The organism is Sphingomonas sp. (assembly GCF_017744835.1).
Lineage (GTDB): Bacteria > Pseudomonadota > Alphaproteobacteria > Sphingomonadales > Sphingomonadaceae > Sphingomonas.
Map to the genome: position 1 here is coordinate 692,060 of NZ_JAGIAM010000001.1, position 21,223 is coordinate 713,282.

The following is a 21,223-nucleotide window of genomic DNA, read 5'->3' on the forward strand; positions in this document are numbered from 1 at the left end:
CCTCTCGCTTGTCAGAACAGCTTCTCGCGGATGATCAGCACATCCTCGGGCTGGACGGTGTCGTCGAGCGACACGCCCTCGATCTCCTTGCCGCCGCGGCGGACCTTGATTCGCTTGGTCGAGCCCGCGAGCGTCGGGCCACCGGCAAGCGCGAGCGCCTGGCGGAAGGTCTGGCCGGCGGCGAAGTTGAAAGCGCCGGGCTGTTGAACCTGGCCGTAAACATAGACCTTCTCGGCCGGGGGCACGAAAAGGATGTCGCCGGGCGCGAGCTGGCGCCCCGCGCCTGCGCCCAGATCGGAAAGCGAGATGCGCACCGGACCACTGCCGTCGGCGGGGGTCAGGATCACGGCGTTGGCACCGTTCGTGGTCGAGCCGCCGGCGCGCGCGAGCATCGCGGCGACGCTATAGGGCCGGTCGAGCGGATAATTGCCCGCCTGGGGCACATTGCCGAGCACGGTGACGAAGCGGCTCACATATTGGGAGACCTCGACGTTGACCGAGGGGTTCTGCAGATAGCCGCCGCGCGAATAGGCACCGGCTATCGCATCGGCGAGCTCGGCGGTGGTCTTGCCGCGCGCATCGACCGCGCCGAGCATCGCGAGGCGCACGCTGCCGTCCGCCTTGATCCGCGTGATCAGCGACAGGTCGGGCTGGCCATAAACCGAAACCTTGATCTCGTCGTCCGGCCCAAGCCGATAACCCGCGGGCGCAGCGGTGCCGGCTCCAGTCGCCGCCGGAGGAGCGGTCGGCGCCGCGGGAATGGCCGGCGGGGCGGCGCCCGCCGCGAGCTGGGTCTGCGCGCCCGCCGGCATCGCTGCCAGCGCCGCCGTGACGGTCAGGCCGATCTGGAAGAATTTGTACCGCATCGGTTCAGAACCTCATGGTTGCGCCAAGCGCCACCTGGGTGGCGCGATAGTTTGATACGTCACTGTTGGTCGAACGATCGATCCGCGAGACCGAGAGATCGGCCGCGAAGCGATCCGTGAACTTGCGTTGCGCGATCAAACCGAACTGGTTCGTTCGATCGCGCGTGTAGTTGAACGGCCGGATCGCGGCGTCCTGGCGGAACTGCCGCCGGGAAAAGTCGGCATAAGCCGTGATCGACGTGAGCTCGCTCAGGCCCAGCTCGGCCGAGAGACGATGCGCGGTGCGCACCGCGAAGCCCGTGGCGATCAGGCTGTCGTTGACGATCGTCCGCTCGGTCGATGCGCTGAGCTTGACGCGCGGAATCGCAGTGTTGGTGACGCGCAACGTCCAGCCCGGCCCATTATAATCGGCGATCGCCGGGGCGCTGCTGCGCACCCGCATCCAACGCAGATCGGCATTGATCGTAGTGAGCGGCGAAACCGAGCGATCATACGCAATGCCGACCGAATCGCCGCGATTGGTCACCACGAGCTCGGGCCGGTCGCTGTCGAAATGCTCGTAATACCAGGTGACCTTCCCCAGGCTGGGAAGGCTGAAGCCGAGCCCGGCGCGATAGAGATTGCTGGTCTGGTCGGCATATTCGAAGCCGTCGCCGTTGCGCGTCGTATCGCGCCGCCATGCGGCGACCGGATAAAAGCCGGGGCGCTCGCAATCCGCGGAGACTCCCAGCGTCGAATAGCGCTGCAAGTTCTCGGCACGGCTGTTGATGTCGCCATAATCGGCGCGCTGCTCGCGGTAGCTCGCCTGGGGCGCGACCGCACAGGTACCCGCGATCAGGAAACGGCCCGTGCCCTCCAGCTCGATCCGCGGCTTGCTGCGCGCGGTCTCGGAGACGAACTGATCATAGCCGAGCAGCCCGCGCAGGCGGAAGCTGCGCGGCCCGACGTCGCGATTGTAGCTGACCTCCACCGTCGGCGTGACGATCAGGTCGTCGACCGGGTTCTCGGCATGCGAATCGACACGGTAGACATTGTCGTCATAGACGACCGACAGCGACGTATCGACGCGAAGCCCCTGATCCGCTCCCTGCCCGATCGGCCGCGCCCGGCCCGCGGTCTGCGGCTTCTCGGCCTGTTCGGATTGCTCGGGCCGAGGGGGCTCCGGCGGCCGCTCCTGCGCATGCGCCGCGGGTGCGGCGGCGAGCAGCAGCCCGGTCGCCAGACAATAGTGCAGTGCAGCAAAAGCACGGGGGCAAAACGCTCCCGGCTCTTCCGCGCCTGCGAAAGATTTTTCGCCCGATACTCTGGCGTCCGAGCAAAACACGCGCTCATGACCTCATTGCAGTGCAGCAATTAGGTCATGCTATAGCTTAAGGGGGTAGATGCCCACCGGCGCGGCCACCGTTGGTCGCGCGCCAAGCACGGCTTGTTGCGTCTCCGCCACGAACCGCCTTGGAAGGGCGGCGAACCGTTCGGCCGAACTCAGCCCAGCAGCCAATATCCCGTCGCGCCGAGCGCCGCGAAAAAGGCCGCCACGCCAGCTAGGCGCGATCCGGCCTGGATCACGCGCTCGTACAGCGGCTCACGCCACTCCGCAGCGAGGAGCCAAGGCTCCGCCTGCGCCAGATCGATCGAACGCGCCTCTGCATCGCGTGCTGCCGTCAGATTTTCTGCCACCGTTCCGAGACCCTAATAGCCCAGACGGCAGCTCTGTCCGCAATCGGTTTACAAAAGCTTAGCGCCGCGGCGAGCCGTTGGTACGGCCCGGCCGAGGCGCTGCTCCCCGCTCAATAGGCGTTCTTGTGGACGAGCACCTGCGCGGTGCGGGCAAGGATGCCGATATCGCGCATCAGGCTCCAGTCCTGAAGATATTCGAGGTCCGACTCGAGCCGGTTGACGATGTCGCTGCGGTGCTCGGTGGCGCCGCGGAAGCCGCGGATCTGCGCGAGTCCGGTAATGCCGGGCTTGAGCGCGTGGCGGTGCCAATATTGCCGGTCGACTCGCCAGAACAGCTCGTCGCCGGCGCGCGAGCCGAGCGCGTGCGGGCGCGGGCCGACCAGGCTCATGTCGCCGAGCAGCACGTTGATGAGCTGGGGCAGCTCGTCGATGCTGGTCTTGCGGATGAAGCGGCCGACACGCGTGATCCGGTCGTCGTCGCGGCTCGCCGAGCGCGTGCCGTCCGAATCGCTGGTCTCGACGCGCATCGAGCGGAACTTGAGGATGTGGAAGATGCGATTGCCGCGGCCCATCCGCTCCTGCCGGAAGAAAATCGGGCCGGGCGAATCGAACCGGATGGCGAGCGCCACGGCGACCAGCGCGGGCAGCAGCATGATCAGCACCGGCACGGTGAGCAGGATGTCTAGCGCACGCTTCTTGGCGCGATCGGCGAGATTGAGCGGCCCGCGCGAGACGACCACCGTGGTGACGCCGCTCAGCTGATGGATCGCGAGCGGGCCGAGCTCGCCGAGCTCGGGAATGATGATCTCGCCCTGGATATTGGCACCCTTGAGCACCTGCGCCCATTCGCCCTTGCGCTCGGGCGCGCAGCAGATGACCACGCGGTCATAGTCGCGCAACACGGTGCCGAGACGGTTGAGCATATAGGGATCGTCGAGGTCGGAACGCAGCGACGCGGTGCGCGCGTCGATGATGTCGCTGGCCAGGCAATGATCAGGGACGTTGCCGCCGTCGACGATCACCAGCTCCGACTGGAGCTGCCCGCCGCAGGTCCGCTGGACGAAATGGCAGAGCAGCAGCCGCTGGCCGATGACCAGCGCGACCGTGGACAATATGCCCAGCGACAGCGCGAAGCGCGGCAGGCGACCGGTGACCTTGAGCGAGAAGACGACGAGCAGGAACAGCAGCATCGTCCCCGCCAGCGAGAGCAGCGCCTGGCGGACGCTGGCGGTGGCGCTGGTGAGGCATTTGGTGCTGTAGGCCTGGTTCTGGAAGGCGATGCCGGCATGGACGAGCAGCACGCCGGCGAGCGACGTCAGCGCATTGGCGGAGACGCTGCCGGGCTGCTCGACCTGGAGACCGACCGCGAAGCCGGCGAGCAGCGCCACGGCATCAGCCGCGATCAAGGTGAGGCAAAGCCAGACCTTGGCATTGCGCTTGGCCGCCGCCGCAAAGGGCGTTCGGCTGGGATAACCGCGGATTGCCAAGTCAATCTTGGACATGCGACACCCGTCACTCCCTGACGCAAGAACACACCCGTACATTGGGCCGGCAGCCCGTTGCGCCGGGGCGCCGCGGACTTGCTGCAATGCAACAGGACACAGCAGGCAGGTAGAAGGCAAGCCGTCGATGCGACGAATCACGTCAATTTGGGACGATCCGTGCCTGAGGAGAGATTCGCCGAAGCGGCACGCAGCGACTGCCCGGCCGGCGCGGCCAGGGCATTTTTCGGGCCATTTTACCGCTTCTGCGACAGAAGCTTCACGAAATCAGTTATTTGGCGATCAGCCAGACGATTCCGCCCAAAGCGAGGAAAAACGCCACCGGTCCCGCGAATCGCGACAGCGTCTCGACACCCCGTTCGGCGGCGCTGACCGGGAAGGGCGGAAAGGGAGTCGGGCGCTCGGGACGATCGACGACGATCGTTTCCTGTGGCGCGGCAACCAGCGGCGCCTCCGAGCTCAAGGGCCCAGTCGATCCTTCGGGCATTCCATCCTCTCACCCGGCAGGCCCCCGCAAGCACTGCCTTGTTCTTCCTTCTACCTACACCAAGCGCAACGCCTTATCGAGCGTAATCGTTCGGTTCGCCGCACTTCCCCTTGCGGCGTGGCACCTCCCTTGCCCCGCGCGCGCGGGGGGCGTAGCGCTTCCCCATGACCGACTCCGCTTCCGCGCTCGACCAGGCTGAGCGCAACCTCGACCAGAGCCTCGACCGACTCTTCGCGCTGATGCGCGTGCCCTCGATCTCGACCGACCCGGCTTATGCCGGGCAGTGCCGCCAGGCGGCGCAGCTGCTCGCCGACGAGCTGGGCGAGCTGGGCTTCGCCGCGCGAGTCGCCCCCACCCCCGGACACCCGATGGTGGTCGCGCACCACGAGGGCGAAGGGCCGCACGTGCTCTTCTATGGCCATTACGACGTCCAGCCCGTCGACCCGCTGTCGCTGTGGCGGCGCGATCCCTTCGACCCGGTGCTCGAGACGCGCGGCGACGGCAGCAAGGCGATCGTCGGGCGCGGCGCATCGGACGACAAGGGCCAGCTGCGTACCTTCATCGAGGCGTGCCGCGCGTGGAAGCAGGCCGAGGGCAAGCTGCCGTGCCGCGTCACGATCCTGTTCGAAGGCGAGGAGGAATCGGGTTCGGAGAGCCTCGAGCCCTTCCTCCGTGCCAATGCCGAGGAGTTGAAGGCCGATTTCGCGCTGATCTGCGACACCTCGATGTGGGACACCGCGACTCCCGGTATCACCATCGGGCTGCGCGGCATGGCCGGCGGGCAGGTGACGGTGCGTGGGCCCTCGCGCGATTTGCATTCGGGGCTCTATGGCGGCCCGGCGCGCAACCCGATCCAGGTGCTGGCGGACATCCTCTCGGACCTGAAGGATGCCGACGGCCATGTGACTCTCCCCGGCTTCTACGACGGCGTCCATCCGCTCAGCGCCGATGTGCAGGCGAGCTGGGACGCGCTGGGCTTCGACGGCGCGGCGTTCCTCAAGGACGTGGGGTTGAGCGTCCCCGCCGGCGAGAAGGGCGTGGGCGTGCTCGAGCAGAGCTGGGCGCGGCCGACCGCCGAGATCAACGGCATCTGGGGCGGCTATACCGGCGAAGGCTTCAAGACGGTGATCCCCGCCGAGGCGCACGCCAAGGTGAGCTTCCGCCTGGTCGGCGACCAGGATCCCGACCAGGTGTGGGCGGCGTTCGAGGCGCATGTCCGCGAGCGGCTGCCCGCCGACTGCACCGCCAGCTTCATCCCCCGCGGCGGATCGCGCGCGATCAGCCTGGCGAGCGACAGCCCGCCGCTCGCCGCGACTCGCGCCGCGCTCGACGCCGAATGGGGCAAGTCGGCGCTGCTCGCGAGCGGCGGATCGATCCCGGTGGTCAATTCGATCCGCTCGATCCTGGGAATGGACAGCGTGATGGTGGGCTTCGCGCTCAACGACGACAACATCCACTCGCCCAACGAGAAATACGACCTCAACAGCTTCAACAAGGGCATCCGATCCTGGGTGCGCATCCTGGGGCGGCTGGGCGCAATGGCGGAGACGGGCGAGACCGTTCCCGCCTGAGCGGGGGCGGCATCGACCGGAGTTGACGCGCGCGCCCTGAGGCCGGATAGCAGCGACATGGTTCCCCTTTCGTTCGCCGGCCACGACCTGAGAGCGCTCCCCGAGGGCGCGCTCTACTGGCCGGCGCGGCGCGCGCTGCTCGTCGCCGACCTGCATTTCGAGAAGGCGAGCTGGTTCGCGAGCAAGGGCCAGATGCTGCCGCCCTATGATTCGATCGCGACGCTCGCCGCGCTTGCCGCGCTGGTCGAGCGGACCCAGGCGCGGGAGCTGTGGTGCCTGGGCGACAGCTTCCATGATTCGAAGGGCTGCGAGCGGCTGCCGGCGGATGCGCGCGCCATGCTGGAGGGGCTGACCGCGCGGCTCGACTGGCGCTGGATCACCGGCAACCATGATTCGCTGCTGGTCGATCACTGCGGCGGCACGATTCTGGAGGAAGCCGAAGTCGACGGGCTGGTGCTGCGCCACGAGGCCGATCCGGGCGACCCGCGCCCCGAGCTTTCCGGCCACTTCCATCCCAAGCTGCGGATCAGCGTGCGCGGACGGCAAGTGGCGCGGCGCTGCTTCGTCGCGACGAGCACCAAGCTGATCCTGCCGGCGTTCGGCGCGCTGACCGGCGGGCTCGATGCCCACCATCCCGAGATCGTCCGCGCGGTAGGCCGCGGGGCGCAGGCGCTGGTCGCGCTGGAGGACCGGCTGCTGCGGTTCCCGATCGCGGCGTAGGATTTGGCGGGGCTAGCTTCCCACTTTTCCCGCGTTTTCGGCAATAAATTTGCGCCCGCACGCAAGGAAATTGCGACATCTTGGCGGAAGTTGACGTTTGCACGCTCCACGGGGTTTTTCGGTTCTCCCGTCGCCGAAGCATAATGACGAGGGATCTCTGATCGAGGTTGGACGAGTTCAAAGAGCGCCGCCGGCTCCTTGCCGGCGGGTAGCCAGCCAAGCAGCCGAAATCCTACATTGCAAGCGGATCGCGCGTCTCGAATGGACGGATTGTCGACGGGAGCGGGATACGCCTGCGCTCAATCCCGTTTTGCGGTGCCTGCGCATTCCACCGGGCCCGGGCCGCTGACATGGCATTCGGGGCGGCCGCCGACACGGATCGCGCCGGTGCCGAGCGCCGTCGCACGGGCGGTGTAGCGCGCCGCTACCGAGAGGTCGCCGCTGCTCTGCGAGACCAGCACCGCGTCGCCCGCAGTGAGGCGCGCGGCGTCGATCGAGCCTGCGCCGAAGCTGCGCGCGCGCACCCGATCGGCCTTGCCCGCCGCAGTGATAGCGCCGGTACCCGACAGCGTCAGCGCAAGGTCGCGGGCCGCGACGTCGGCGACCTCGAGCGTGCCGCCGCCGTTGACGGTGAGGTCGACCCGGTCTCCCTTGACCTGGGCGACGCGCACGTGCCCGCCACCGTTGACCTGCACTGCGCCCACCGCCGGCGCGGTCAGCCGCAGGTGCGGCACGCCGCTGCCGCCCTCGCCGGGACGGACGACGAGCGTGCCGGAGTCGATGCGGACCGAGAGCGCGTCGATCGCCGCCCTGTCGCCGCTCGCGACGGCACCCGGCGAACCCGGTGCCAGTTCGACGTCGACTTGCCCCTCGACGCGGAGCCGGTCGAAGCTGGTGACGAGGAAGCGGCGCTCGGCGGCGGGCGGCGCCGCGGCGAGCAGGACGAGGAGCGGGAGCAAGGCGAAGCGGCGCATCGGCATGACACTCGCGCGCGGCGCCGGTTCGCGCAAGCCCGGGGCGGGCACCGCGCCATGCCGCGCGCTAGAGGACACGCGCGCGGTACATGCGGAAGGCGCGGCGGAGCTTGGCGCGATCGAGCGCGTCGCCCAGTGCCCGGCTGAAGAACAGCGACCGGAAGAGATGGGGGTCGACCCAGACATCGGGGCCAGAGAGCACCGTATGCGAAACCGCGACGGTCTCGTCAGCGACTTTCCAGGGAAATTTGAAAACCCGCCCGGCGACGCCGGAAGGCCGGAGACCGGCGCTCTCGGCTGGAAGCAGGCCCGATTTGGTGGCGCCGAAAATCCAAGTGAAATAGTCGCCCTGGGCGCGCGTGATATTGTCGGCCTGATAGGCACCTTCGCGGACCGGATAGAGGGCGCCCTGCCCCAGGTCGAACCCGCGCAGTATCTCCGCCGCCCGGGCCGACACGATCCAGTGCGCCTGTGCCGAGATGAGATCGGGCAACTTCTGGAAGAACGGCGCGCGATCGTCGCCCCAGATGCGCTGCGGGCAGAGCTCCGGCGGCACCGGCTGGCCGCGCTTGTTCGCGCGTTCCGCGGCCCGGGCTCCCTCGCGGTTATTCTGCCAGACGTCGGTCTCGAGCTTTCCGGTCAGGCTGACCTCGGTCAGCGCGTTGCTGACCCAGACATAGTCGCTCATCGCTCACCCCCCGCGCATGACACTCGCGCGCGCGGGGGTTCCGTGCAAGCCTTGGCGCCGGCTCAGTTGCAGCGCGCCTCGCCCGAGCCGATCTTGCTCACATGGCATTTGGCGCCGCCGGTCAGCTCGGCGTCGCCCGAGCCGATGATCGAGACGGTCGCCTCGCCCTTCACTGTGCTGCGGATGCTGCCCGAGCCCGCGATCGACACGTCGGCGGCCGAGGCGCTGAAGCCGGCGGCGTCAATGTCGCCCGAGCCGGCGATCGAGGCGGAGAGCTTGGTCGCGCTGCCCGCGACCTGGATGTCGCCCGAGCCGGCGATCGACAGATCGGCGTCGGTGGCGCGGAGCTCGCCGATGCTGAGGTTCCCCGAGCCCGCGATCGACGCATGGAACGCGCCCTCGCCGCGGTCGGCGGTCAGATTGCCCGAGCCGGCGACCGACGCGCCGCCGAGCTTCGGCATCACGACATGGATCTTCACGCCGCGCTCGCTGCGCATCGACCAGTCGTGCGAATCCTTGCGGCCGACGCGGAGCGTATCGCCATCGACGCGGATGTCGAGCTTGTCGAGCACGGCCGAATCGCCCTCGGCCGTGACTGCGAAATTCGCGCCGGTGCGGACGTCGACGTCGTCGGGGCCGCGCAGGTCGACCGAGGTGAAGCCGGTGGCGGCGAAGCTGCGCGATCCGCCGGTGCCGCTCGGCTGGGCGGCTTCGCCCTTTTCCCAGTTCGACTGGCAGGCGGCGAGCGGCAGCAGGGCGACGATCAGCAGTTTGCGCATGGTTGTTTTCTCCCTCATTCGTGTGTTGTCGTAGCAATACACTTCGCGACAGGCAAGGAAAAGGGGCGGCCGTTGCCGGCGCGCCCCTTTTGGGTGTTGTGGACAGGCCCCACCCCAACCCCTCCCCTGAAGGGGAGGGGCTTATCCCTCAGGCCGGAACCTTGTCCTTGTTCCAGGTGACCGCGGCCTTGCGCAGGATGTCGAGGATCTTCTCGAGCGCGGCCTTCTCGTCGGTCTCTTCCATCGCGGCGAGCTCGCGGGCGAGGCGCGACGCGGCAGCTTCGAAGATCTGGCGCTCCGAATAGCTCTGCTCGGGCTGATCGTCGGCACGGAACAGGTCGCGGACCACTTCGGCGATCGACACGAGGTCGCCCGAATTGATCTTCGCTTCATATTCCTGGGCGCGACGCGACCACATGGTGCGCTTGACCTTGGGCTTGCCCTTGAGCGTCTCGAGCGCTTCCTTGAGCGTCTTGTCGCTCGAAAGCTTGCGCATGCCCACGCTCTCCGCCTTGTTGGTCGGAACGCGGAGCGTCATCTTCTCTTTCTCGAACCTGAGGACGTAGAGCTCGAGCTGCATCCCCGCGATTTCTTGCTTCTGGAGCTCGATCACACGGCCCACGCCGTGCTTGGGGTAAACGACATAATCGCCGACATCGAAGGACAGCGCCTTGGCAGCCATGTGCGAGGAACCTTTCCGTGAATTAACGGCCCCGAACGGTGCGGCGTCGGGCCAAGCGCTCGCGCGTCGGTCCGGCGTGTCGGGGGCGACTTCGTATGCTTCTCCGGGCGGAAGGCGAATCCATCGCCTCCGTCGGGTTCCCATTTAACACGCTTGCAATAAAATTACCAGCCAAAGGTCATCGCCGCACCGCAGAAATCTGCGGGCGGTGGCAGGTTTCGCGCGGGGAGCGCGTTATCGGCGGCTCAGGAGCCCGTGCCGGGGTTCGCCGAGAAATACTTTTCGAACTTGCCGTCCTCGCCCTTGCGCTCGTCGGCATCGGCCGGGACGTCACCCTTGGTGGTGATGTTGGGCCACTGCTCCGAATAGGTGCGGTTGAGCTCGAGCCACTTCTCGAGGCCGTTCTCGGTATCCGGAAGGATCGCCTCGGCCGGGCATTCGGGCTCGCAGACGCCGCAGTCGATGCATTCGTTCGGATTGATGACGAGCATGTTCTCGCCTTCGTAGAAGCAGTCGACCGGACACACTTCGACGCAGTCCATGTACTTGCACCGGATGCAGGCGTCGGTGACGACATAGGTCATTGGCGTCGGGCTCCCCTGAAGGCCAAAAGCAGTAAACTAGCGGCCCTGCTATGCCCCCGAGTCCCCGTCGTCAACGGGCTTGGGCACGTGGATTTCGAGGGCCGTGTAAAGCTGGGCTGCCTCGGCGGGCGGGCCACGGCGCTTCGGCAGCGCCTCGACGCGCAGCGCGCGGACCTTGCCGTGGAGCGGGAAGACGATGATCGAGCCGATGCGGACCGCGGCGGCCGAGCGCTCGATGCGGCGGCCGTCGAGGCGCAGCGTGCCCTTTTCGGCGATGGCCTGGGCGTCGGTGCGTGTCTTGGCGAGGCGCGCGAACCAGAGGAAGCGATCGAGGCGGATCGTCTCGCCGTCAGCCATGGCGGCGGAGCCCGGCGAGCGCGGCGAAGGGACTGTCGGCGGGCGGCGGGGCCGGCTTGGCGACGGGAGTGAGCCCGCGCCACACCCAGCGCTGCGGCTCGCCCTCGCGCGCCTTGGCGGTGCGGAAGCCGAGCTGCGCCATCAGCCGTGCCAGCGTCTCTGGCGTGAGACCCATCGAAGTGGCGAGCGCGGGATCGGGCGCGAAGGGCGTGCGACCGCCCTTGCCGCCCCTGGCACGGCTGTCGTGCGCGGCGCGGGCGATCCGCTCGACCAGGTCGACGCGCACGGCCTGGGCGCCGAGCGGGCGGAAGCCGTGCGCGAGATCGGCGCCGGGCGTTCCGCGGGGGAGCACGGTGGCGCCATCGGGCGGAGCATCGGCGAGCCCCATCAGCTCGCGCCGCCAGCGCGCGGCGGCGGGCTTGAGCAGCGCGGGCGCGAACAGGTCGAGCGTGCCGATCGTCACGCCCATCTGGCGCAGCCGCTTGCGCGCCGGGGGATCGAGCGCCTCGACCAGCGTGCCGGCGGCGCGGCGGGGGAGCAGCCCCCCGGCCTCGAGCAGCGCATTGGCGATCGCGCGGACCGGGGCGCCGGCCTCGGGATCGCGCGTCGCGGCATCCAGTTTAGCGAGCGTGGGCAGGTTCTGCGCGATCCGATCGGCGAACCAGCGCTCGAGCCGCGCCTGGACCGCCGCGCGCTGGGGCTGGTCGAGCACGTCGAGCGCGCGATCGAGCACGATCCGCGGGCGAGCGATGTTGGGGCCGGGCTTGAGCTCGGCGACGCCGGTGCCGGACCAGGCGAGCACCGCGCCGACGAGGCCGAGCGCCGCATCCTCGGCCTCGGCCAGCGCGGCGCCGCGCTTGCGATATTCGCCGGCGAGGCGCTTCTCGGCGGCGGCGAGGAGCATGCGTTTGTCAGCGGCGCGCGCGTCCGGGGCGACGGTGAAGCGGAAACCCTCGAGCCGGCCGAGCGGGTGATCCTCGACGCTGACTTCGCCCTCGGGCCCGATCGTCACCGGTAGCTCGCCCGCGCCCGCGCCGATCTGGCGGAGCAGCACGGTGGTGCGGCGATCGACGAAGCGCTGGGTGAGGCTGGCGTGGAGCGCGTCGGACAGCTTCTCCTCGATCGCGCGGGTGCGCTCGGCCCAGTGCGCGGGGTCCTGAAGCCAGTCGGCGCGGTGGGCGATATAGGCCCAGCTGCGCGCCGCGGCGATGCGGCCGGCGAGCGTCTCGACGTCGCCGCCCATATTGTCGAGCCGCGCGATCTCGTCGGCGAACCATTGGTGCGGGACATGGCCGTTGCCCTCGGAGAGATGGCCGAAGAGGCGGCCGACGAAGCGCGCGTGCGGATCGGCGCCGAGCTTGCGGAAGTCGGGCAGGCCACAGGCGGCCCAGAGCCGCGCGACCATCCGGGGGGAGCGGACGCGGGCGCGGACCCAATCCTCTTCTGAGAGCCGCTTGAGCACGGCGAGGTCGACCGCCTCGGGCGCGGCGCGGAGCACTTCGTGGTGCGGCCTGGCCTCGAGGCTGGCGATCAGCGCGTCGATGCTGGCGAAATCGGGCTCGCCCTGACGCCAGTAGAGATGCTCGAGCCGGGGCACCTGATGCGCCTCGATCGCCAGCACTTCCTCGGGCGTGAAGGCGCTCGGGCCTTCCTCGTGAAGCGCGCCGAAGGTGCCGTCCTTCTGGTGGCGCCCGGCGCGGCCGGCGATCTGCGCCATCTCGGCGATGGTCAGCCGGCGCTGGCGGCGTCCGTCGAACTTGTGGAGCGAGGCGAAGGCGACGTGCGCCACGTCCATGTTGAGCCCCATGCCGATCGCGTCGGTGGCGACGAGATAGTCGACCTCACCGGCCTGGAACATCGCGACCTGGGCGTTGCGGGTGCGCGGGGATAGCGCGCCCATGACGACGGCGGCACCGCCGCGCAGCCGCCGCAGCGCCTCGGCGACGGCATAGACTTCCTCGGCGCTGAAAGCGACGATCGCGCTGCGCCGGGGCAGCCGCGAGAGCTTCTTGGCGCCGGCATAGGAGAGCGTCGAGAAGCGCGGGCGCCCGATCACTTCGGCGTCGGGGACCAGCGCCTTGAGCATGGGCCGGAGCGAATCCGAGCCGAGGATCATCGTCTCCTCGCGCCCCCGCGCGCGGAGCAGCCGATCGGTGAAGACATGGCCGCGCTCGGGATCGGCGCCGAGCTGCGCCTCGTCGAGCGCGACGAAGGCGACGTCGCGTTCGAGCGGCATCGATTCCGCCGTGCACAGGAACCAGCGCGCCTTGGGCGGCAGGATCTTCTCCTCGCCGGTGATCAGCGCGACCTCGGCGGGGCCCTTCATCTTGACCACCCGGTCATAGACCTCTCGCGCGAGCAGGCGCAGCGGGAAGCCGATCATGCCGCTGGCATGGCCGCACATCCGCTCGACGGCGAGATGCGTCTTGCCGGTGTTGGTGGGTCCGAGCACCGCTGTGAGGGGGGAACGCGCGAACTGGCTCATTGCGGAGTCCAAGATCGCTGCGCGCCGCGACTTACGCAACTCCCCTCGATTGCGAGGATGTTAACCATGTTGGATTTATTGGAGATTGTCGTGACGTCCTCCCTTTATCTCGGGTGAGGCACAGGTCGCCGCAGGCTGCGGCGCCGGGCGGGGTGCTTAATTTGACTTTAAACCAGTGCTTTCACACAGAACGCTCGTGGGCCGGGGGTGGCTGCACGAACGCAGATGAGGGTTTCGGGGGGCAGCACAGCTTGTTCCTGAGCGATGATCATGGCCAGCAGCTCGGCGGCGGCGCTTCGATTGCGTCCGCGATGCCGCGCGCGCCGATCGAGCCGCCGTTCAGCGCGCGCTTCCGCCGCTTCTCCGACTTCGATCTGGTCCCCGACCTGGGCGCGCAGATCGGATCGGTCACCTGGTTCCGCGGGCTGGCGACCTGCCTGGGGCTGTGCGCGGTCACGCTGCTGCTTGCGCCGGGATTCGAAACGCCGATCTATGGCACCGTCCCTGCCCCGCTGACCGGCGCCGAGCGCGACGCGTCGCGCGCGCAGGCGATCAAGCCGCTGGCGCTGGGCGCCACGACCGGGCGGCGGATGGCCGCGACCAGCCTGGTCGCCCCGCTCGCCGACACGCCCGAGCGGCCGATCCTCAACCTCGACGCCAAGCTCGCCTCGGGCGACGCGCTGCTCGGCACGCTCCAGCGCTCGGGCGTCGGCAAGACCGATGCGAGCGCCGTGAGCGCGCTGGTGACGCGCGCGGTGGCGCTCGGCGAGATCCAGCCGGGCACGATGCTCGACCTGACGCTCGGCCGCCGCACCGACAAGGCGCAGCCGCGCCCGCTCGAGAAGCTCGCCTTCCGCGCGCGCTTCGACCTCAAGCTCGAAGTCGCGCGCAGCGGCGGCGGACTGGCGCTCAAGCAGGTGCCGATCGCGATCGACAACACGCCGCTGCGCATCCAGGGCGCGATCGGATCGAGCCTCTATCGCTCGGCCCGCGCCGCCGGGGCGCCCGCCAAGGCCGTCGAGGCCTATATCCGCGCGCTCGCCAGCCGCGTGCCGGTCGCGCGGCTCGGCTCGGACTGCAAGTTCGACATCATCGTCAAGCAGGCGCGCGCCGCGACCGGCGAAGTCCAGCTGGGCAACCTGATGTACGCCGGCGTCAACGGCTGCACCAGCAAGGTCCAGCTGCTTCCCTGGGACCAGAACGGCAAGACGAGCTGGTTCGACGGCGCCGGGCGCGGCAATGCCACCGGCGCGATGGCGATGCCCGCCAACGGCCGCTTCTCCTCGGGCTTCGGCATGCGCCGCCACCCGATCCTGGGCTTCACGCGCATGCACAAGGGCGTCGACATCGCCGCGCCCTGGGGCTCGCCGGTGTTCGCGGCGAGCGACGGCGTGGTCCAGTTCGCCGGACGCAGCTCGGGCTATGGCAATTTCATCAAGCTGAGCCACGGCGGGCCCTATGGCACCGGCTATGGCCATCTCAGCCGCATCCTGGTGCGCAGCGGCCAGCATGTGCGGCGCGGCCAGCAGATCGGCGCGGTGGGCAACACCGGCCTGTCGACCGGTCCGCACCTGCACTATGAGCTCTACAAGAACGGCGCCGCGGTGAACCCGCGATCGGTGTCGTTCACCAGCACCCAGCAGCTGACCGGCAACGATCTGGGCGCGTTCAAGGCCAAGCTGGGCACGTTGCTGCGCGTGCCGGTGGGGCATGGCGCGGTGAAGGACGCCGACTGAGCCTGGCCGTCATCCCCGCGAAGGCGGGGACCCAGCGTGGCAGCGTCTCGGTTCGTGACTCCGGGTCCCCGCCTTCGCGGGGATGACGGTTTAGTGGGCGTTCCTATTTCCCCTGCGAGCGCCAGCGCTTGATCGTGCGTTCGAGCATCGCTTCCTCGCCGCCGGTGTCGCGCCACAGCTCGGAGAAGAGCGGGTCGTCCGAGGCGGGGCGCTTGTGCTCCTCGAGCGAATCGAACAGCAGGCGGATCGGCGTGGCGACGCCCTCGCCCACTGCGATGCACTCGCGGTTGCGCAGCGCCGGGATCGAATCGAGGAAGCCGCGCGCACCTTCGGGCATCGCCGCGCGGACGAAGGCCTGGTCGCGCTCGTTGTTGAGGCGCATCGAGAGGATCGTGCCGCACTGCGAGAGCACGCCTTCGGCGAGGTCCGACGGGCGCTGGGTGATCAGACCGAGCGAGACGCCGTACTTACGGCCTTCCTTGGCGATGCGGCTGAGGATGCGGCCGACCGACGAGCCATCGGCGTTGCGCTCGTTGGGGACGTACCGGTGCGCCTCTTCGCAGACGAGCAGCACCGGCCGCTTGGACTCGCCGCGCGACCAGATCGCGAAGTCGAACACCATGCGGCTGAGCACCGCGACCACCACCGAAGTGATCTCGCTCGGCACGCCCGACACGTCGATGATCGAGATCGGCTTGCCGTCGCCCGGCAGGCGGAAAATGCGCGCGAGGAAGGTCGCCATCGAATCGGCGACGAGCATGCCCGAGAACATGAAGGCGTAGCGCGGATCGCCCTTGATCTCGTCGATCTTGCTGCGCAGGCGCAGATAGGGCGCGGTGTCGGTCGCGCGGTCCATCTTGCCCATCTCGAGCTGGATGATCTGCGTCAGGTCCGAAAGCAGATAGGGAATCGGCGCGTCGACGGTCAGCTTGCCGACTTCCTGCGCCAGCCGGTTCTTGGCCTTGGCGGCGAGGATGCACTTGGCGAGGATGTCCGCGTCGACCTGTCGGTCCGAGCCATCGGTGGTGAGGAACACTTCGCAGTGCTCCTCGAAGTTCATCAGCCAATAGGGCATCTGCAGGTTCGACACGTCGTAGAGCGCGCCGCCATCCTTGAACGCGCTGGCATATTCGCCGTGCGGGTCGATCATCAGGATGTGACCCTGAGGCGCGAGCTGGCAGATGCGGTGGAGAATCAGCGCGGCCGCGGTCGACTTGCCGGTACCGGTGCTCCCAAGCAGCGCGAAATGCTTGCCGAGCAGCGCGTCGACATAGAGCGCGGCGCGAATGTCCTTGGTGGGATAGACGTTGCCCACTTCGATGTGCGCGCGCTCGTCGGCGGCGTAGATCTGCTTGAGATCGGCAGTGGTGACGGGGAACACGGGGCAGCCGGGCACCGGATAGCGCGTCACGCCGCGGCGGAACTTGTAGAGCTTGCCGGTGAGCTTTTCCTCGTCGCCTTCGCCGAGGAAATCGACCTGCGCGGCGATCCTGTCGCCCGAACCTTCGAGGCGGAGCGAGCGGATGTTGGCGATCAGCCAGGTATTGCCGACACGCATCTTGACCAGGCTGCCGATCTGGCCGGCGCTGGCAACGGCGGCGTCGGTGCTCTGCGCGAGCGCGTCGATCTCGGCATGGTCGAACATCACCTGGCTCGACGAACCCGCGATATCGAGCACCGCGCCGATGGCGCGCATCGGCGTGAGCGAGGGAAGCACGTCCGCCATGGGAATGGGCGTCGCGTTCTCCATACCCCGCGAACCGAACTGGCCTTCCATCCGTCACTCCACAGAATTGCGGAAGCGACCATGGCGGCAGGAGGTAAATATTGCGTTTTGTCTGACTAGAGTAGGAGTCCTACATCCGCCGCCAGATCGCGCCGGCGCCCCAGCCGAAGAGCACCGATAGCGCGACCGCGATGATGCCATAGGCGAGCGAATAGCGCTGGGCGCTGGTCGCGACGAAACGCTCGAAGCCCGACTTGCGGATGTCGATGGGCCGCACCGCGGCGGCGAGCACGCGGCCGTCGCGAATCAGGAAGGTCTCCGCCGTGAAGCGCCCGACCGGCACGCGCGCGGGGATGGCGAGCCGGGCGCGGTAGAGCACGCCGTCGGTGATCTCCACGGCTCCCGGCGCTTCGTAGAACAGGCCGCTCCGCACGCGCAGGTCGACCAGCCCGCGGTCGAAGCGCTCCTGCACTTCGGGCGCGGCGCCCGAGGCCGGGGAGAGCTGGAGGCTGTCGAGCCCGAGCTCGAAGATCGCCCGGGTGCGATCGTCGAGGATCGTGCGGACGGGCCGCGAAGAGGCGATCGCGTAGAAGCTCGGCGCCGAGCGGTAGCGCATCGTCTGGGCATTGACCCAGATGCCGGCGACCTTTTCCTTCTCGCGGACCTTGATCGCCTCGGTGGGGCCCTTCACCACCACGACGATGTCGGCGGGCCTCTCCTCCGGCCCGGGGACGCGCCCGTTCGGATAGAGGATCGCGCCGAACAGCAGCAGCTCGGCGCCGGTGAAGGAATAGGCGATCTCGATATCGCGCTGCGAGACGTCGGGCACCAGCTCGGGCTTGGCCTGGCCCATCAACAACGGGGCCAGCAGCACGATCGCCCAGCGCTTCACAGCAGCTCGACCGTGAAGATCTCGTCGGGCCGCCACGCGAGGCCGAGCAACATGCGAAAGGCTACCAGCAGCACCATCACCGCCAGCACCAACCGCAGATATTCCGGCTTCATCGTCTGGGCGAAGCGCGCGCCGAGCTGCGCGCCGGTGACCGAGCCGATCAGCAGCAGCACCGCCAGCACGATGTCCACGGCCTTGGTGGTGGTGGCGTGGACCAATGTGGCGGCGGCAGTGACGAACAGAATCTGGAACAGCGAGGTGCCGACCACGACCTGCGCGCCCATGCCGAGCAGGTAGAGCATCGCGGGCACCAGGATGAAGCCGCCGCCGACTCCGAGCAGCACGGTCAAAATGCCGGTGAAGACGCCGAGCAGCAGCGGCGCGAGCGGCGAGATGTAGAGGCCCGAGCGATAGAAGCGCCAGCGCAGCGGCAGCATCGCGACGAGCGGATGGTGGCGGCGCTTGCGCGGCTTGGCGGGCCGGGCGCCGCGCGCGACACGGATCGCGCCGATCGATTCGTGCAGCATCAGCCCGCCGATCGAGCCGAGCATCAGCACATAGAGCACGCCGATCACCGTATCGATTTGGCCGGTCCGCTGTAGGATCGCGAACAGCGCCGCGCCGATCAGGCTGCCGATCACCCCGCCGGCGACGAGCACCAGCCCCATGCGCACGTCGACGCCGCCGCGCCGGAAATGCGCGAACACGCCCGAGACGCTCGCGCCGGTCACCTGGCTCGCGGCCGAAGCTGCGGCGACGGTGGGCGGAATGCCGTAGAAGATCAGCAGCGGCGTGGTGAGGAAGCCGCCGCCGACGCCGAACATGCCCGAGAGCAGGCCGACGCCGAGCCCAAGCGCCACGATCACCAGCGCGTTGACCGACAGATTGGCGATGGGAAGGTAGAGATCCATGCCCTCGACGCGATACCGCTTTTGCGTGCTTCCGCAAAAGACTTCGGGTCAGAAATCGCTCCCGATGGTGAGCGCAGGGCCCGAGCCGGGGCGCGCATGCCCCGCGACGCGCTGGCGCCAGTCGAACGCGAGGCGGATCGTCTGGCCCGCGACGGGCACGGCGAGCAGGGCCGAGGGGCCGAGATCGAGCCGCGCCGCATCCCGCTGCGCCGCGCCCCAGGCCCCCGCGCCAAGCGCAAGGCGGACGCCGCGCTGGTCGAGCACTGCGCGGGTCGCGCGCGCGGCGCCGTCGGCATAAGGCTCGAGCTGCTGCCGACGGACGGCGCCGGCCTGGCCGTAGGATTCGAGCCGGAAGCCGTGCGCCAGCGCCGTGTCTGCACCGGCGACCACGCCGAGCCCCGGTCCGCTGCCGCCGCCATCGAGCGCGAAACGCTGTTCGGCGACCAGCCGCACCGGCGCGCGCGTCGGCTGCCATTCGAGGCCCAGCGACACTTCCCGACCGCGCGTCGCGAGCGGCGCCGTGAAGCGCGCGAAGCCGGCGAGGCGTTGCCGGGGCGCGAGCATATAGGCGAGGCGGACCCCCGCCTGGCTGCCGCCGAGCTGTCCCGCGCCGGGCGCCGCGCCGATCCGCTGCCCCGGCCGGAACGAGGCCCAGGCGCTTGCCGACCAGCGCTGGGGCAGCGGATCGAGCCGTTCGGGGGCGGGCGCGGCGGCGGACTGCACTTCCGCGCCCTCGACCGGGATGGCGGCGCCATATTGTACCAGTCCCAGCAGCGCGATCTGCACGCGGAGGGGATCGACTTGGCGAACCGGAGGGTTTTGGGGAGCGAATATCGGAACCGCGGCGAAAACGGCTGCAGGCGTGCGGCTCTTCGGCGACCGATGCGGGGATACCTGCGCCGTCTGCATCGGAACGGCCGTCGGCCTCGGCGCCGAGCCGGCCGAGGCGAAGGGGATCAGCCGCTCGACCGCAGCGGGGAGCGAACCCGTCTGCGACCAGAGCAATGCGACGCGCGCGCCGGTCCAGCCGAGCGTCAGCAGCATCAGGAAGCGTAAGGGGCGGCCCTTGCCGGTCATGCCGCGGGATCGGCCTCTTCGGGGAAATGATGCGCGGTCTTGTCCCAGCGCGGCGCGGCGCCGCGGAGCATGCCGAGATAGTCGAAGAACGCCTTTCGCGCGGCGAGCAGCGCCACATAATTGGCGACGAGCATGCGCGGGACCGACAGCAGCGCCTCGCCCCAGCCATAGGCGGCGCGCACGAACAGGATCCGCATCGCAAGCCGCCACGCCAGCAGCGCCAGGTTCGCGTCGAGCAGCACGGCCATGCCGGGCCGCAGCGACGGGGACGGGGTTCGCATGGCCCAATGGCCGGCGAGCGAAAGCCCCCAGAACAGCAGCGCGCAATAGGCGACGACGAGCACGGGGATCGCGAGCGTCGCGCGGCGATCGCGCATCCGCATCCAATGGTCGCCGATGCGGCCAGGTTCGCTCCAGCCGGTGCGGTCCCATCCGGCGAGCGCGATGCCGATCATCCAGCGCGCCTTCTGCCGCACTGCCGCACCGAGCGTTGCGGGGAAATAGGCGCGCACCGCCACCGGCAGGCCGCCCGGCCTCTCGGGCACACGCGCAAGCACGGGGGCGCCGCCCATCGCGCTGATCGTGAGGCCGAGCTCATAGTCCTCGGTGAGGCTGGTCGCGTCGAACGGAGAACCGCCGCGCGCATCGGCGATCCGGCCGAGCATGTCGCGGCGGATCGCGCAGCCGGTGCCGGCGAGCGGCAGGCCCGCGCCGACGGCCTGACGGACCGGAAGCTGCTTGGCGTGGGCCTCGGCGAACTCGTCGAGATAGTGGCCCGAAACGAAACGCGAGCCCGGATAGCGCAGCGGCAGCACCGGGATCTGCACTGCACCATGGGCGTGGATGAGGCTGGCGAAGACGTCGAGCTCGAGCGAATGGACGACGTCCTCTGCGTCGTGGAGGATCACCGCATCGAAGCGCGCGCCTGCGGCCTCGTCGGCGCGCAGCGCTCGCCACAGCGCGTTGAGGCAATCGGCCTTGGTCGTCGGCCCCGGCAGCGGCCCGATCACCAGCCGGACGCGGGGGAATGCGCTCGCCACTTCCTCGACTGCGGCGATGGTGGCGGGATCGTTGGGATAGGTGCCGACGTAGATGCGATAGGCGGGATAGTCGAAGCGACCGAGCGCGGTGCGGAGCATGTGGCCGATCACTGCCGATTCGTCCCAGGCGGCCACGAAAACGGCGAAGGCGGGCGGAATGCCGGAACGCGGCGCAAGTGACGGCGCCGATCTGCGTCGCATCAGGATCCGGCGTCCCCAATAGATCAGGTCCACCGCCAAATCGTCGAGCCCGCCGATCAGGAACCAGATCGCCGCGAATAGAGTCGCTTCGCGCGCGACCGCGTCGATCGCGGAAATGAGAACCAGCGCTTCCCCCACGGCGGCGTCTCCGATTCGGATGCGGCTTTATCCGTGGCACCGCCGGTGACGATCAATCGGCCCGCGGAGACTTGGCGCGGTGAATCGTCCGGAATGGAGACAGTAAATCGTTGCTTGGACGGTCCGTTCG

General features: G+C 69.0%; 20 protein-coding genes. 3 read left to right on the forward strand and 17 right to left on the reverse strand.

From position 1 onward, the window contains the following. Positions 1-11: 11 nt before the first annotated feature. The 5 genes from J7500_RS03205 to J7500_RS03225 form a co-directional block, all read right to left on the reverse strand. The gene (locus J7500_RS03205) at positions 12-866 is read right to left on the reverse strand and encodes a polysaccharide biosynthesis/export family protein (RefSeq protein WP_294059972.1); all 855 of its coding nucleotides are present in this window, start codon (positions 864-866) and stop codon (positions 12-14) included. 4 nt (positions 867-870) lie between these two features. Further along, positions 871-2,190, reverse strand: coding sequence for a hypothetical protein (locus J7500_RS03210; protein ID WP_294059973.1), 1,320 nt, complete (start codon positions 2,188-2,190; stop codon positions 871-873). Positions 2,191-2,348: 158 nt separating this feature from the next. Beyond that, positions 2,349-2,543 carry a hypothetical protein gene (locus tag J7500_RS03215; RefSeq protein ID WP_294059975.1) on the reverse strand — a complete coding sequence of 65 codons (195 nt, stop codon included), beginning with the start codon at positions 2,541-2,543 and terminating at the stop codon, positions 2,349-2,351. 110 nt (positions 2,544-2,653) lie between these two features. Next, positions 2,654-4,045, reverse strand: coding sequence for an exopolysaccharide biosynthesis polyprenyl glycosylphosphotransferase (locus J7500_RS03220; protein ID WP_294059976.1), 1,392 nt, complete (start codon positions 4,043-4,045; stop codon positions 2,654-2,656). Between the two features lie 271 nt (positions 4,046-4,316). Further along, positions 4,317-4,532, reverse strand: a complete 216-nt coding sequence (locus tag J7500_RS03225) for a hypothetical protein (protein WP_294059977.1) — start codon at positions 4,530-4,532, stop codon at positions 4,317-4,319. Positions 4,533-4,696: 164 nt separating this feature from the next. Between J7500_RS03225 and J7500_RS03230 the strand changes: the two genes are divergently transcribed. Continuing rightward, entirely contained in the window at positions 4,697-6,103 is a 1,407-nt protein-coding gene (locus tag J7500_RS03230) for a M20/M25/M40 family metallo-hydrolase (protein ID WP_294059978.1), read from the forward strand. A gap of 57 nt (positions 6,104-6,160) precedes the next feature. Then, on the forward strand, positions 6,161-6,823 hold the full coding sequence (pdeM, locus tag J7500_RS03235) for a ligase-associated DNA damage response endonuclease PdeM (protein WP_294059979.1): 663 nt from the start codon (positions 6,161-6,163) through the stop codon (positions 6,821-6,823). Positions 6,824-7,122: 299 nt separating this feature from the next. On the opposite strand, the gene J7500_RS03240 is transcribed toward pdeM, so the two are convergent. From J7500_RS03240 to J7500_RS03270, 7 genes are all read right to left on the reverse strand, one after another. Continuing rightward, positions 7,123-7,803, reverse strand: a complete 681-nt coding sequence (locus tag J7500_RS03240) for a DUF2807 domain-containing protein (RefSeq protein ID WP_294059980.1) — start codon at positions 7,801-7,803, stop codon at positions 7,123-7,125. 61 nt (positions 7,804-7,864) lie between these two features. After that, positions 7,865-8,485: a hypothetical protein gene (locus J7500_RS03245; RefSeq protein WP_294059981.1), complete on the reverse strand. Its 621-nt coding sequence runs from the start codon at positions 8,483-8,485 to the stop codon at positions 7,865-7,867. 62 nt (positions 8,486-8,547) lie between these two features. Next, positions 8,548-9,264, reverse strand: coding sequence for a head GIN domain-containing protein (locus J7500_RS03250; protein ID WP_294059982.1), 717 nt, complete (start codon positions 9,262-9,264; stop codon positions 8,548-8,550). Positions 9,265-9,412: 148 nt separating this feature from the next. Next, entirely contained in the window at positions 9,413-9,946 is a 534-nt protein-coding gene (locus tag J7500_RS03255) for a CarD family transcriptional regulator (protein WP_294059983.1), read from the reverse strand. Between the two features lie 245 nt (positions 9,947-10,191). After that, a complete protein-coding gene (fdxA, locus tag J7500_RS03260; RefSeq protein ID WP_294059985.1) occupies positions 10,192-10,530 on the reverse strand; it encodes a ferredoxin FdxA in 339 nt (112 codons plus the stop codon). A gap of 48 nt (positions 10,531-10,578) precedes the next feature. Continuing rightward, positions 10,579-10,887 carry a S4 domain-containing protein gene (locus tag J7500_RS03265; RefSeq protein WP_294059986.1) on the reverse strand — a complete coding sequence of 103 codons (309 nt, stop codon included), beginning with the start codon at positions 10,885-10,887 and terminating at the stop codon, positions 10,579-10,581. Then, positions 10,880-13,372: a helicase-related protein gene (locus tag J7500_RS03270; protein ID WP_294059988.1), complete on the reverse strand. Its 2,493-nt coding sequence runs from the start codon at positions 13,370-13,372 to the stop codon at positions 10,880-10,882. Before J7500_RS03270 ends, J7500_RS03265 begins: the two co-directional genes overlap by 8 nt. Before the next feature lie 251 nt (positions 13,373-13,623). Here J7500_RS03270 and J7500_RS03275 point away from each other — a divergent pair, with 251 nt between their 5' ends. Then, positions 13,624-15,108, forward strand: a complete 1,485-nt coding sequence (locus J7500_RS03275; RefSeq protein WP_294059990.1) for a M23 family metallopeptidase — start codon at positions 13,624-13,626, stop codon at positions 15,106-15,108. Positions 15,109-15,211: 103 nt separating this feature from the next. Here the strand turns inward: J7500_RS03275 and J7500_RS03280 are convergent, their stop codons facing one another. The 5 genes from J7500_RS03280 to J7500_RS03300 form a co-directional block, all read right to left on the reverse strand. Beyond that, positions 15,212-16,834 (reverse strand): DUF87 domain-containing protein, encoded by a 1,623-nt coding sequence (locus J7500_RS03280; RefSeq protein WP_294060667.1) that lies wholly within the window; start codon positions 16,832-16,834, stop codon positions 15,212-15,214. A 130-nt stretch (positions 16,835-16,964) separates the two neighbouring features. Next, complete coding sequence (locus J7500_RS03285; RefSeq protein WP_294059991.1) at positions 16,965-17,726, reverse strand: TIGR02186 family protein; 762 nt, start codon at positions 17,724-17,726, stop codon at positions 16,965-16,967. Further along, a complete protein-coding gene (locus tag J7500_RS03290; protein ID WP_294059993.1) occupies positions 17,723-18,637 on the reverse strand; it encodes a sulfite exporter TauE/SafE family protein in 915 nt (304 codons plus the stop codon). The genes J7500_RS03285 and J7500_RS03290 overlap by 4 nt, the downstream gene beginning before the upstream one ends. A 48-nt stretch (positions 18,638-18,685) precedes the next feature. Then, positions 18,686-19,714 (reverse strand): hypothetical protein, encoded by a 1,029-nt coding sequence (locus tag J7500_RS03295; RefSeq protein ID WP_294059994.1) that lies wholly within the window; start codon positions 19,712-19,714, stop codon positions 18,686-18,688. Next, the gene (locus J7500_RS03300; protein ID WP_294059996.1) at positions 19,711-21,093 is read right to left on the reverse strand and encodes a glycosyl transferase family protein; all 1,383 of its coding nucleotides are present in this window, start codon (positions 21,091-21,093) and stop codon (positions 19,711-19,713) included. The genes J7500_RS03295 and J7500_RS03300 overlap by 4 nt, the downstream gene beginning before the upstream one ends. Positions 21,094-21,223: the final 130 nt, after the last annotated feature.

Bases quoted from the DNA above. Each gene is read 5' to 3' on its own strand.
- J7500_RS03205 (WP_294059972.1), bottom strand. From the start codon at position 866: ATGCGGTACAAATTCTTCCAGATCGGCCTGACCGTCACGGCGGCGCTG.
- J7500_RS03220 (WP_294059976.1), bottom strand. From the start codon at position 4,045: ATGTCCAAGATTGACTTGGCAATCCGCGGTTATCCCAGCCGAACGCCC.
- J7500_RS03225 (WP_294059977.1), bottom strand. From the start codon at position 4,532: ATGCCCGAAGGATCGACTGGGCCCTTGAGCTCGGAGGCGCCGCTGGTT.
- J7500_RS03230 (WP_294059978.1), top strand. From the start codon at position 4,697: ATGACCGACTCCGCTTCCGCGCTCGACCAGGCTGAGCGCAACCTCGAC.
- pdeM (WP_294059979.1), top strand. From the start codon at position 6,161: ATGGTTCCCCTTTCGTTCGCCGGCCACGACCTGAGAGCGCTCCCCGAG.
- J7500_RS03240 (WP_294059980.1), bottom strand. From the start codon at position 7,803: ATGCCGATGCGCCGCTTCGCCTTGCTCCCGCTCCTCGTCCTGCTCGCC.
- J7500_RS03245 (WP_294059981.1), bottom strand. From the start codon at position 8,485: ATGAGCGACTATGTCTGGGTCAGCAACGCGCTGACCGAGGTCAGCCTG.
- J7500_RS03250 (WP_294059982.1), bottom strand. From the start codon at position 9,264: ATGCGCAAACTGCTGATCGTCGCCCTGCTGCCGCTCGCCGCCTGCCAG.
- J7500_RS03255 (WP_294059983.1), bottom strand. From the start codon at position 9,946: ATGGCTGCCAAGGCGCTGTCCTTCGATGTCGGCGATTATGTCGTTTAC.
- fdxA (WP_294059985.1), bottom strand. From the start codon at position 10,530: ATGACCTATGTCGTCACCGACGCCTGCATCCGGTGCAAGTACATGGAC.
- J7500_RS03265 (WP_294059986.1), bottom strand. From the start codon at position 10,887: ATGGCTGACGGCGAGACGATCCGCCTCGATCGCTTCCTCTGGTTCGCG.
- J7500_RS03270 (WP_294059988.1), bottom strand. From the start codon at position 13,372: ATGAGCCAGTTCGCGCGTTCCCCCCTCACAGCGGTGCTCGGACCCACC.
- J7500_RS03280 (WP_294060667.1), bottom strand. From the start codon at position 16,834: ATGGCGGACGTGCTTCCCTCGCTCACGCCGATGCGCGCCATCGGCGCG.
- J7500_RS03290 (WP_294059993.1), bottom strand. From the start codon at position 18,637: ATGGATCTCTACCTTCCCATCGCCAATCTGTCGGTCAACGCGCTGGTG.
- J7500_RS03295 (WP_294059994.1), bottom strand. From the start codon at position 19,714: ATGACCGGCAAGGGCCGCCCCTTACGCTTCCTGATGCTGCTGACGCTC.